7 protein-coding genes and 1 tRNA gene are annotated in these 12,880 nt (G+C 64.3%); 3 read left to right on the plus strand and 5 right to left on the minus strand.

What is annotated here, in order from left to right; genetic code table 11:
* Positions 1-184 precede the first annotated feature (184 nt).
* A complete protein-coding gene (locus tag AC23D6_RS18935; protein WP_487750744.1) occupies positions 185-1,300 on the minus strand; it encodes a radical SAM protein in 1,116 nt (371 codons plus the stop codon).
* Between the two features lie 766 nt (positions 1,301-2,066).
* Here AC23D6_RS18935 and AC23D6_RS18940 point away from each other — a divergent pair.
* Entirely contained in the window at positions 2,067-2,705 is a 639-nt protein-coding gene (locus tag AC23D6_RS18940) for a ComFC family protein (protein ID WP_487750745.1), read from the plus strand.
* A gap of 6 nt (positions 2,706-2,711) precedes the next feature.
* On the opposite strand, the gene ubiA is transcribed toward AC23D6_RS18940, so the two are convergent.
* Entirely contained in the window at positions 2,712-3,605 is an 894-nt protein-coding gene (gene ubiA / locus AC23D6_RS18945; RefSeq protein ID WP_487750746.1) for a 4-hydroxybenzoate octaprenyltransferase, read from the minus strand.
* Positions 3,606-3,706: 101 nt separating this feature from the next.
* On the opposite strand from ubiA, the gene AC23D6_RS18950 reads away from it, so the two are divergent.
* Positions 3,707-3,783 (plus strand) — tRNA-Arg (locus AC23D6_RS18950).
* Positions 3,784-3,957: 174 nt separating this feature from the next.
* Entirely contained in the window at positions 3,958-6,627 is a 2,670-nt protein-coding gene (locus tag AC23D6_RS18955; RefSeq protein WP_487750747.1) for a serine/threonine-protein kinase, read from the plus strand.
* Positions 6,628-6,629: 2 nt separating this feature from the next.
* Here the strand turns inward: AC23D6_RS18955 and AC23D6_RS18960 are convergent, their stop codons facing one another.
* The 3 genes from AC23D6_RS18960 to AC23D6_RS18970 all read right to left on the minus strand — a co-directional run bounded on the left by AC23D6_RS18960 (position 6,630) and on the right by AC23D6_RS18970 (position 12,808).
* Positions 6,630-8,807, minus strand: a complete 2,178-nt coding sequence (locus tag AC23D6_RS18960) for a beta strand repeat-containing protein (RefSeq protein ID WP_487750748.1) — start codon at positions 8,805-8,807, stop codon at positions 6,630-6,632.
* A gap of 135 nt (positions 8,808-8,942) precedes the next feature.
* On the minus strand, positions 8,943-9,440 hold the full coding sequence (locus AC23D6_RS18965) for a hypothetical protein (RefSeq protein ID WP_487750749.1): 498 nt from the start codon (positions 9,438-9,440) through the stop codon (positions 8,943-8,945).
* Positions 9,441-9,706: 266 nt separating this feature from the next.
* A complete protein-coding gene (locus tag AC23D6_RS18970; protein WP_487750750.1) occupies positions 9,707-12,808 on the minus strand; it encodes a beta strand repeat-containing protein in 3,102 nt (1,033 codons plus the stop codon).
* Positions 12,809-12,880 lie beyond the last annotated feature (72 nt).

The raw sequence follows: 12,880 nt of genomic DNA on the forward strand, positions 1-12,880 counted from the left end.
TAGTGTTTCGGCAAGTCTCGTTACTTGTGCCCGAGCAATCCTCGGAGTTGGTCCCCTTTCCGATAACGGGCTTACTGCCTTGAGATTCTAAGCTTTTTAGCTGTTCGTCGCTAAGAACTACGCGACCGGACCCATCTAGTTCGACGCCCAACATGTCCATGTACTTGTGTGTCACAGGATGCTCCTATGTAGTGAGTACCGCGGCGATTTCCTTGCTGTTGCGGGGCATTGGCACCGAGCCAAACATTGGAGCCAATTCTTTTGGCAGACCATCAAGAGGGCACGACATCTCGTCGGGCTCGAGACTTTCAAAGCCGCGTGCCCATGGCCTGATGCGATTCATGCTCACATCAATGCTTCCGTCGACATTGAGCACACCAACATCATTCCTAGGGTCGTTTAGCGCGACGGTACACTTCCCTATTCTTCCATCGGCCCTTATGAGGAGTGAGTTTGGCTTCGCCGCGTAGCAGATGTAGGGCTCATCGAGTATCAGGTCTTCTGCGCGACGCCCGCCGGACGATTCTGACTGTACGGATTGGCTTTGCCTTATAGGCGCAATGTCGGCGTCACCATTGAGGATCCGGCTGAGTATTGCTATCCGCTCCAGGAATGTTCCTTGTCCAACGGGGCTCACGGATTTCCCGCCAGCGCCACCCAGATTCTTGATCTCTTGAAAGTTGATGCGAAAGCGATCATCACTTCCAAAGCTTCTCCTGATGTGGCTGCATAGCTCTTTCATTGAGTCGAAGTTCTCTGGGGTCAAATGCAGTCGGAGCAAGCAATCAAACTCTGACTCAAGCTTCTTTAGCGACTCAAGATTCCCCCAAATGACATCGAAGGTCCCTCTACCATCTGCGCGGCGTCTAGTAGTGTCATGGACTTGCGCGTATCCATCTAAGGAGATCTGAAAAAAGTCCTGCTTGAGGTTGATTAGCTCAACCGCGAGGTTCTGCTCAAGAAGGTATCCATTAGTAGTGATTCCGCCAGACAAGCCAAAACCAAACCTCTCGCTAAGCTCGTAGGCCATACGCGACAGTCTGAGTACAACCGATTTTGCCAGCAGTGGCTCGCCCCCGAACCAGGTAAGCGTTAGGTGCTCGAGCTCTGAAGCACGCTTGATCAGCAACCTTTCGATGCCCACCTGAACGTGCTCGGGCATCTTCCCTATGGCGAAGTCCTCGTAGCAGTAGGTGCATCTGAAGTTGCATTTTTCTGTAGGTAGCAGGATCAGTTCCTGGAACCTAGGACTCAGACACGTGCCGAGCTGCCTTTCAGTAAACCCATTGACAAGATCCATTGCCATCCCCGTTGGGCGTTACAATTTTGGTGCCGCACTTCCGTCCTTGCGGCTACTGCTTCGAATACACGACCAGCGATCAATGGTCAACAATCTCTATTAGGAAATGCGCTTACATAAGCACGTGTAGCTTCCTTGACTCGTTGAAGCGCGCGCATTTGCCTTGGACAGCGAGTAGAAAGAAAGCGCGGTGCGGTGCCTATCCTTTTGTATATGCGTTTACGAATCCTTTTGGAGTCTCCCTTCTAGAGCGCGGATGTTCTATGTCGTCCCTGCTTAGTCAGCTCTGAAGGAAAGCGGGCCTGCTCGCGGCGCGAGATCAGGCCTTCAGTTCGCCAACTGAAGACTCTGGAATCGCATACCTGATAGCAGCCTGGGCATGACGCCCACCCACTCCATTCCTTTAGTAGTGCTCGCAATCACCATTAGTGAGACGGAGCTGATATGGCTACAGGGCGCGCTCCTCAATAGGAGTGAGGTGATCCGTGCCGCCATTCGCCACCTAGCTGGGCGGGACGAAGTCGAGCTTCTACTCGCAGTAGAGGAAGTGCCCCGCTTTAAGCTTGGGTGGCGCGCTAAGCGAGACGAATAGGCGGGCGGCGCAAAGGGGATTGGGAAAAATCTCGCCTTTCGCTGGACCAATTCCCGAAAAGTCTCGCCTTTCGGCCCATTTTCGATCTCGCACGAAGCGCAGCGATTCCACCTAAGTGGCTGATTATCAAAGGGGAAAGGTCTCACCTATTAGCCCCCTCTACATCCGCGCTGCATGATCTGTCGCGAAAATGGCTCATACGGCAGCGATCTATGCCGCTACTGCACCGAATCGTTGCCTTGGAATACGTCCGCCTGCCACCACTGTGGGCTCCCTTTGCCCGCGCCGGACGAATGCGGCGCCTGCCTGACAGACCCGCCTCCGGTCGCAGCCACCACTGCGGTCTTCGTCTATGGCTTTCCCGTTGATCGGCTGGTGCCGCGGTTCAAGTTCCATCAGGACCTGGCGGCGGGCCGGTTGCTGGCGGAGCTGTCGGCGGGACCGCTGGGCAAGGCCCCGCGGCCGGACGCCCTGATCCCGATCCCCCTGCATGCGAGCCGGTTGCGCGAACGGGGATACGACCAGGCGCTGGAGCTGGCGCGTCCGCTGGCCCGGGCGTTGGCGCTTCCGCTGTGTGCGGATCGCCTGGTACGCCACCGCGCGACGGCGGCGCAGTCGGAACTGCATGCGGACGCCCGGAAGCGCAACGTCGCCCGCGCATTCGGTATCGCCGGTACCGAGTCGCTGCCCGCGCATGTCGCGCTGCTGGACGATGTGATGACCACGGGCGCCACGCTGCATGCCGCAGCCCGCACCCTGCGTGCCGCCGGCGTCAAGCGGATCGATGCATGGGTGATCGCACGCGTGCCGTGAACGCGCTTAGCGCGCCAGGTCGATCCAGAGCCCGGCGAATACCACCCCGCCCACCCAGTTGTTATGCACGAACGCCTTGAAGCAGCCGGCGCGGTCGCGTCGCCAGGCGAGCTTGAACTGCCAGACGATCAGCAGCGCCGACAGACCCAGTGCGGCCCCGTAGTACATGCCCAGCCCGGCCTGCCGCCCCACCAGTCCCAGCGCCACCAGCACCAGTGTGTAGAGAACGCCCTGGATGACGAGGTCGAGGTCGCCGAACAGGATCGCCGTCGACTTCGACCCGGCGCGGATGTCGTCCTCGCGGTCCACCATCGCGTACCAGGTGTCGTACGCGGTGGCCCACAGGATGTTCGCGCCGTACAGCACCCACGCCACGGGCGGCACCTCGCCCTGGAGCGCGGCGAACGCCATGGGGATACCCCAGCCGAAGGCGAGGCCGAGGTAGACCTGCGGCAGGTAGGTGTAGCGCTTGAGGTAGGGGTAGCTCCCGGCCAGGAACAGCCCGACCACGCTCAAGCCCACCGTCAGCCGGTTCAATGTCAGCACCAGGCCGAAGGCGACCAGCATCAGCACCGCGAACACGGCCAGCGCCTCGCGCCCGCTCACCGCGCCGGTGGCCAGCGGCCGGTCGCGCGTGCGCTCCACCTGCGGGTCCAGCCAGCGGTCCGCGTAATCGTTGATCACGCAGCCTGCGGACCGCGTGAGCCAGACGCCGGCGGTGAAGACAAATAGCGTCCACCACGGCGGCACGCCACCGGCGGCCAGCCAGAGCGCCCACCACGTCGGCCACAGCAAGAGCAGCACGCCGATCGGACGGTCGCCCCGCACCAGCTTCCAGTACTGCCCCAGCCGCTCGCGCCAACGCGGCACCTCGGCGCTCTCGAAACGTTCGTATCCCATGCGGAAAGGGTATCAGGCCCACCCGCGGCCCCGGCGGACGACACAGCGACGCCGCGATGTGGGCCACTGCCGCCGGTTTGCGGCTAGAATGCCCGTCCCGTGCGCCCGTAGCTCAGCCGGATAGAGTAGTGGCTTCCGAAGCCATTGGTCGGGGGTTCGAATCCCTCCGGGCGCGCCATCTTTCTCGGGACATGCCTGCCCTTCGCCAAGCGCGTACGCTCGCGCCATGGGCCGCATGTCCGCTCACGCTTCCCAGCCCCGATCCTTTCCTGTGCCTGCCGACGCGGCGCCCGGGGAATCCTCGTGCGTCGGAGCGCGCACGACTTCCCCTTCCCCCGCCTGATCCTCGCCGATGTCCGACTTAGAGGCCCGCGCGCTCGCCCTGTTCGACGATTACGTCGATCTGCCGCCGTCGCGCCGCGCCGTCGCGCTGGCTCGCCTGGCGACCGAGAATCCGCCCCTCCACGGCGTGCTGGTGCGCTGGCTGGCGGCGGACGCCGCGGATCATCCCTTGGAAGGGATGGATTTCGACGACCTGCTGGGCTTGCCTGGCACCACGGGCGAAGACGACGTGCCGGCGTCCGACGACGACGCCGCCAGTCGCGTGGGCGATCAGCTAGGACCTTGGCGCATCGAGCGCCTGCTCGGAGCCGGCGGAATGGGGACGGTGTACGAGGCGAGCCGTGCCGATGGCCAGTACGAGAAGCGGGTGGCGCTCAAGTGCATCCGCAGCGAACTCTCCTCGCCGACGCTCATCGATGCGTTCATGCGCGAACGCAACCATCTCGCGCAGCTGGACCATCCGCACATCGCACCGCTGCTCGATGGCGGTGTCGACGCCGACGGCCACCCCTGGTTCGCGATGCAGCTTGTTCAGGGCACGTCGATTGATCTGTGGGCCGACCGGCAGGCGCTGACCCTTGCCGAACGCGTGCGCCTGCTGCTGCAGGCTTGCGATGCCCTGCACTACGCGCACAGCCGTGGCGTGCTGCACCAGGACATCAAGCCGGGCAACGTGTTGGTCGCGCAGGATGGCCGCGTGTATCTCGTCGATTTCGGCCTCTCCGCCGTCATCGATGGCGCCGATGGCGCTGCGTCGCCGCGGATCGCGGTGTCCAACGGCTATGTCGCGCCTGAAATCCTGGCGGGCGAAGCCTCCTCGGTCGCCAGCGATATCCATGCGCTCGGCGTGATGATGTACCAGCTCCTGGTGGCGAACTGGCCGCGACCGCTGCTGCCCCTGCATGCCAGTTTCACCGGCCTGCCGACGATGCCGGCGCAACCGCCCTCGTCGCTGGCCGACGCCGCCTGGGCCGGCGTGGCCTCCCATCGTCGATGCCGCGACAACGCCCAGCTACGCAAGCAGCTGCGGGGCGATCTGGATGCCATCGCGCTGAAATGCGTCGCGATGCCCCCCGGGGACCGCTACCCAAGCATCGGCGCGTTGATCGCGGACCTGCAGCACTGGCTCGCGCGGAAGCCCGTCGCCGCGCGCAAGGGTGGTCGGCTGTACACGGCGCGCCGCTTCGTCCAGCGGCATGCCGTCGCCAGCGCGCTCGCCGCCGGCACGCTGTCGGTCGTGCTGGTCGCGGCGGGCGCGCTTGCCTGGTATCACCTGCGCGACCAGCAGGAAGATCGCGACATGCAAGCGGTCTCCACGCTGTTCGAAGACACCCTCGGCGCCGCCACCCTGTCGGGACTGGCGGAGACCCGGCCTTCGTCGCGCCAACTGCTCGAACAGACCGAAGTCCACCTGCGGCGCCTGCCGCTGCAGTCCAGTCCCGCCCTCAAGGCACGCGCGCTGGTCTCGCTGGCCCGCAGCTATTCGGTCCTCGGCGACTACCCGCATGCACTGAAGCTGGCGGACGAGGCGAACACCTTGCTCGCCGACGAGCCCACCCAGCGCCCCGACACCCAGGCCACGCTTGCCACACTGCTCAATCTGCAGGCACGGCATGCCGAAGCGCGGGAAGTCGCGCTCGCAGGCCTGCAGCAGATCACCGCGTCACGGCACAAGGCCGACCCGACGTCGCTCAGCCTGTTGACCGAACTCGCGCGTGCGCACTGGGGACTTTCGGATCATGCGGCGGCCTTCGAGGCCCTCGCGTTCGCGGACAAGACCGCGAGCGGCCTGCCCGCAGCGCTCGCGCGCACGACCCGCATCGATCTGCTGACCTTGCGTGGGCAATGGCATGCGCAGTTGCTGGATCTCGACGATGCCGAACGCGATCTGCGCGCCGCGATCGCCCTGGCGGGCGCCGATTTGCCCACTCTCGCGGACGGCGCCCGTGAGGCGCTCGCAACGCTGCTGGTGCGTGAAGGACATCCCCAGGAAGCGCTGCGCATCGCAGATGCCCTGCTGGCGTCGCGTCGCCAACGCTTGGGCGCGACGCATCCGGACACGGCGCGCAGCCTTCGGCTGAAACTGGAGATCGCACTCACGGCTGCGCCCGCGTCGGTGGACGCCGGCGCGTTGCAGCAGGCGCACGACGCCATCCTGGCCAGCTTCGGTATGCGGCACCCGGAATATGCCCGTCAGCGATTGCTGGAGGCCCGCGCGCCGGTGACGAGGGACGTCGTCCAGCGCATCACGCGTGCCCGCGAAGCCACCACCTTGTTCGAGAACACGCTGGGCCCCCGCCACGAAGCGACCCTCGCGGCCAAGGAAATCCTGGCGGACGAACTGCTGGGAGCCTCGCCCCCGCAGACCGGCGAGGCGATCGGACTGCTGCAGGAGGTCGTGCAGACGGCGCAGCAGCGACGATGGCCTTCGCCTACGGCTCGCCTGGCCCTCGCCGAGGCGCTTCGACTCCGGGCCCGCGCGCCCGCGGACAACCTGCCTGCCGACGACACCGCCGCGGAGCGGCTGCTACAGGATGCGCTGGTGGAAGCCCGTCGCCATCTGGGCGCGGACCACCCCATCACGCGCCAGATCCGACACGCGCTGATAGTGAGGCCTTCCGCGCGCGAGCGCGCTGAGACACCAGCGCGTACAGGCGCAACGGACGCGCCTTCCCGCTGACGCTACTGACCGGTCGCGGTCACCGCGCATTGCATCGTGACATCGACCCGGCCGCCCACCGGCAGGTCGGGAATCGTGATGCCGCTGCCCAGCAGGCTGCTCACCGGGACTGTCGGCGATGGGCAGGTCGCGCCGCCTGTGGCTGTGCAGGTGGCCGTCGTACTCGGTGCTGTACAAGTCTGTCCCGTGCCCGCCGCATCGGTCAGCAGCACATTGCTCGCGGACGCGGGGCCGTTGTTGGTCACCGTCAATGTGTAGGTCACCACACCGCCACTGATCACCGTGCCCGGATTGGCGGTCTTCACCACCTGGATGTCCGCCTGCTGAAGCGTATTGGTGAAGGTACAGACGATGTCGCTGCCGGCGGCCGTCGCGGCGGCGTTCAACGAGACCGTGCGATTGGCCAGATCCGGCACCGCCGTCCCACCCGCGCCCATCCCCGTGCAGGTGATGTCGGTGACGCGGTAGGTCACGGGCATCGTGCTCTCGGTAATGGTGGTGGCCGCGCCCGACGTGGTCAGCGTCTGGGGCGCGCCCGCCACGGGGGTACCCGGCGCGGCCGTGGTGAGCGTCTGGGCCACTACGCCGTTCGTACCGGTGAAGCCGAAGCTGTTCACGCCACCGAGGCTGGTCTTGCGCAGCGTCAGCCGCGTCAACGCACCATCGCTGTCCGTCGCCGTATTGTTGGCGGGGGTCGCATCGACATAGCCCGTGGGCACCTGGATGGCCGCCGTGTTGACGACGGGCGAAACACCCGCCGCCACGGTTGCGGTCACGGTAAAGGTCACGGTGCTGTTCGGCGGCAGCGTCGGAATGGCAATACCCGACCCGCCCTCCAGGGCGCTGACCGTCACACTGCTCGCGGACGGGCAGAGGGCGCCCCCGGTGGCGGCGGTGCATGCGACACCCGTCTTGACCAGGCCGGCAGTCGCCGGATCGATTAGCGTGGCCGCATCGACATAGTTGATGGAGGCATTGGCGATCACCAGGGTGTACGTGGTGCTACCCCCCGGGACGACGGTGTCGTTCAACTGGTCCGCGTTGCCGTTGATGCCCGGTGTGTTGGTCTTGGTGATCGAAAGATCGACCGACGCACGCGTCAGCGTGAACTTCGCCGCCATGCCGCCCGCGGTGGACTGGGCGGAAGTAAGCGAGCCATTCTGGGACTGCATCGTGATGTTCGCGGCCGGGGTTCCGTTGGCGAACTGGAATGAAGTGCTGAAGCCGTCAGACTCCGTGCCTGCCAGGAAGTGCGCGCCCGCCGTCCCCGCCGTGCTAGGGTCGGTGTTGGTGACGAAAGGGTTCAGCACCTCGGTGAACCCGGTCACCGTGGCGAAATCCAGAGGACCGGTACGCGCATACCCGTTGAAACCGACCAGCAGGACGCCATCGCCGGCGCTGGTGGGCGCCTGTCCGGCATCGTAACCGTTGAGGCATAGCGACCAGTTGCCAGGCGCATTGACCCCCGGCGTGAAAGTCAGGCCGGTGGCGCAGTTCGTGCGCGAGGTTTCGATGCCGGAACGGACGATGCCTGTCCCCGCTGCGCCTGTCGTCAGCTGGTTGACATGATTGAACTGCAGGGCGGAGAGCATGGCTTCGTCGCCTGCGCGATGCGGCGCCTGGGTGTCCGGAAGACTGAGGGTGATCGTGCCGCTGGCCGCGCCGCCCAACAGGGTGCGCAGCTGCGACTCGTACAGGGCGAAGAAGTACATCTCCTGCGAATACGTCGTGCGTCCTGCGGTAGCCGATCCCGTGGTGAGCGAATAGACGTTGCCGAACCGCAGGTCACCCGTCGGCGGCGCAAGAGGGTTCGACCCTGTGATCGACCCACCCGGCCCGGTCGCAGTGAGCTGGATCTGGACGTTCGCCCCGTTGTTGGCGACGAAGATCGGCGATGCAAAATTGCTGTTCGCCGCGGTTTCGTCGGTGCAGGTCGACTGCGTTTCGGTCGTGTCGGTGGTGCAATGGTCCCGCTCGAACGTCGCCGTGACGAGCACGACGCGGTTCTGCCCGGCGGCGACGTTGAAGCTGAGCGAGGGCGTGCCCGTGGAACCGGACCCGATCGCCGTTGCCGACGCGCCATGATCGAACGCGACCGTCTGCCCCAGCGCCGGCACGGCGGTGGTCGACGCCCACAGCACGATGGCGGCCACCCACCCGGCCTGAAGTCGCTTGCTCACTCGAACCCCCATCTCTTCCTTCCGGTGGATGCCGGTTATCTACCCGCACGGGATTGATCGCGCATCCGTCACGTGGGCGGATGCGCCTGCTAGCGCGCTGTGTTCGGCAGCACCCGCGACCGCGTCGAAGCCGCGTCAGCCGTTGCCGCCCGCATCTTCGTCGATGCACTCTCCGGTACCGATCAGGGCGTTGTTCCAGTCGTCGAGGACGCGCGAGAGCGCGATCAGCTCCTGTCGCAGCTCGCTGCCTTTCGGCATGGCCGCGATCTGCGGCGGGGTGTACTGGCTCATCAGCTGGCTGGCCCTGGCCAAGGCATCGGAAACCAGGGTGGGCGCCTGCGCGCCGAGCATGTAATTGGCCTCGGCGGCGACCAGCTGGTGCGCGAGGATCCAATACGCGTTGCCCTGGGACGGCACCATCAGCACCTGCCGATAGCTCAGTCCGGAGGAGTAGAACACGTCGTCCCGTATCAACAACCAGACCTCGGTCGACGGATCGTTGGCGTTCTGCGCGCGGTTCTGCCAATAGCCCTGGGTGAATTGGCACTGCGCTTCTGCACGCGCATCGATGGCCGTGGACGCCATGGCGATCGCGATGGCCAGGACACCACACTTGAAAATTCGAGACTGCATCACTTCAAGACCTCTGATTCGGATGATGGTCAAGCGTCATGCCGTGCACGACGCTCTTGTTGGAAACAGCTGTCGCCTGGTCACCCGCTTCGGGTCACATCAAGGCGAGCTCCGCTGCATCACCCGCTAAAGTTCGTGACGCACGTCTCAAATGGGACATGAGTGTGAGACGAATCAATGAGCCCCCACGATGACCTTGCGTCACCGTGCTCGCTGGCCACTTGCCCGCGTATGGCGCGGGCAAGTGCGTCAACCTCTCGCAAGCGCTATTGCCCGCTTGCGTTGACCGTGCATTGGAGCGTGACCGTCACCTGCCCGCCGACGGGCAAGGTAGGAATGGTGATGCCAGCGCCCAACAGGCTGCTCACCGGCACCGTCGGCGATGGACAGCTCGCCCCGCCGGTCGCCGTACAGGGGGCGGTCGTGCTGGGCGTCGTGCAGGTTTGGCCGGCGGAAGGCACATCGCTCAACAGCGCGTTCGTCACCGCGTTCGGACCGTTGTTGCTGACCACCAGCGTGTACGTCACCACATCGCCTGACACCACCGGACTCGGCGCGGCCGTCTTCACCACCTGTATGTCCGCCTGCTGCAGTGTATTGGTGAACGTGCACACGATGTTGGCGCCAGCGGCGGTGGCGGCTGCGTCCAACGATACGACGCGGTTCGCGAGGTCGGGTGTTGCCGTACCGCCCGTACCAAGACCTGTGCAGGTGATATCCGTGACACGGTACGTCGCGGGCGTCGTGCTCTCGGTGATCGTGGTCGCGGTCGCCGCGGTCGTCAGTGCCTGGGTAGCGCCGCTGATGGGCGCACCAGCGGTGGCGGTCACCAAGGTCTGCGTGGCCACACCGTTGGTGCCGGTGAACCCGAAACTGTCGACCCCACCGATACTGATCTTGCGGATCGTCAGCAGCGGCGCTGACGCATCCGTATCGGTGGCCGTGTTGTTAGCGGTATTGCCATCGTTGATGGTGCTGGGCGGTGTGATCGTCACCGTATTACTAAGATCGCCAGCGAAGCCCGCCGGCACCGTCATCGTGACCAGATAAGTCACCGACGAAGCCTGACCGCCATTGATAGTGGCGGGAAGATCCAGACCCACGTCGTTGAGCGCACCGCTTCCGCTGGCAGCCCCGCAACGCGCGCCACCCGAGGTGGAAGTACACGTCCAGCTGACTGTCGAGGGGTCGACTCCGGCAGGCACCGGATCGCTTACCGTGACGTTCTGGGCGCCGAAAGACGTGCTGTTGTTGCTCACTACGATCGTGTAGGTACGAACCTCGCCTGGCGCATACGTGTCATTTGATAGATCGTTGGGACCTGACGTCGGGGTATTGGTTTTCGTGACGGCCAAGTCGGCATTGAACTGGATACTGGCGGTTGGGCAATTGGCACCGTCCGCGTTGTTCGTCAACGGGGCGTTGCTTAGGAGCGTGGCGACGCCTGACGCAGGATCGACTGCATAGATGCCGCTGATGGTGTTATCGCTCGAGCGGTAGTAGGCCAGTATCGCGTTGTTGAAGCCCCACATCGCGATCGATGTGGTTACCGGAGCCGAAGATCCGATCGCGGTCACCGCGCCGGTGGCGGGGTTGATGCTGATCAGCTGTCCGGTATTGCTGTTGATGGCGTAGAGCAGACCGTTGTACCAGACCAGGTCGAACACGTTGATCGACTGGCTCATGGTGACAAGACTGGCTGTCCGCGTCGCGATGTTGATCCTATAGAGCGCGGTCCCCCCAGCCGTGACGTAATAGTCGCCGGTCGAACCGATGACGCCCGCTGCGTAGCTGGCGGATGGCAGGCCTGACACGACACCGAGATTGACGCTGCTGCCATCGCTGCCTACGCGAATCAGTTCGTTCCCCAGCGCCCCATCCCACTCGATGCCATAGATGTAGTTGTCCTGGGAGCTGTAACCGAGCGCATTGCGTGCCAGTCCGGACCCGAGGGCGGTATAGGTGAAAGGCGTGCTGGCGTACCCGACCTGCAACAGCGTGGCGACGTTGGGATTCTGCGCCGTACTGACTTGATCAAGGTACATCCGGGCGTCGCAGGTACCGAAGCTTGGCTGCAGGAGATCAGTGTCGGTAGCGCTATTGTTGGCCGTGTTCGACTCGGTGACGCCCACCGGGGCGGCGATGCTGGCCGTATTGGTCAGGTTTCCGCTCGCTGCCGCAGCCACCGTTCCGGTCACCGTGAACGTGAGGCTTCCGCCACTAGGCAAAGTCGGAATAACGATGCCGGCTCCTTGCATCAAGGCGACGGTGGTGTTGGCGGCCAAGGGACATGCGGCACCGCCTGTAGCCGCCGCGCACGTCACCGTCGCCTCGTTGAAGTTCGCGACGTTGGCGTCGGTGAACACTGCGCCATTGGCGGAGTTGGGGCCGGCATTCGAGACGACCATTGTGTAGGTCATCGCTTGGCCAGGAGCGTAGTTTGTCTGCCCGTTCGTCTTGGTGATCGCGAGGTCTGCGAACTGGGCCAGCGAAATGCCCAGCATGTGTCCGTCCAGTTCTGACGTGGCGTTGTTGTTCGGCCATCCGCCGGCGGTGAGGCGGTAACGCAGATTGGCTGAGAAGGTCAGGCTGGTGATGTTGGTGCCATTGACCTGGACCGAACCACAGGCCGCCTGCTGTGGCGTCGAGTTGCAAAGAGAACTTACGGAGGTGATGGTTTGACTGTTAGTGATCGTAGTGCCGGAAGTCGAGAAAATGCTGTTGCCGGACAACGCTGAAAGGGTTGCACCGCTGGGCGAACTCCCCGTCAGCTGGAAATAGGCGTGGAATCGCCCGAGCGCGGCCGTCCCGGTCGTGCCGAGCCCGGTGAAATGGAGCCTGGGGTTGCTGACTGGCTGCGAGAACGTAATGGTTATCGTGCCGCGGTCCGTACACGTCTGCTCCACGCCGAGTGTCACGGCACACCCGAAGCCGCCAATATCAAGATAGACCGCAGGCGTCGTCGTGGTCGCGCTGGTCAGCATGGCATTAGTGACAGCTCCGATCGTACTCAGCGTCTGTGTACCGAGCGCTCCATCTCCGGTCGTTGCGGTATTGCGGATCGAATAGCGGTTCACGCCGGCGCTGTTCACGCTGACGGTCGCGGTAATGCCTTGCCCGGGGAAAGTGAAGATGGCGTTTCCCGTCGCACCTGGCGTACCCGTGAAAGGTGAAGTGGGGGTTACATAGGTCTGCGCAAAGGCGAACGGGGTAGCCGCGAACGCCAGCGCTAGTGCAGCGACCTTCGATACCGATGACGGCGCTAAACGCCACAGCGAGAGATGCCGGCTTGCAGTTCGCCTGCTCGTAGCATCGAGGAATCGGGCACAGAAATGCCAGGAGGCCTGTTGCACGCGGGTCCGCTGCACGGCCGGCGCCTTGCTCGAAGCTCCGTTAGGGACCATGCACATACGGGAGTCCCCTCCCTCGCGTGACGGACA

This window comes from Pseudoxanthomonas sp. G3 (assembly GCF_057654715.1).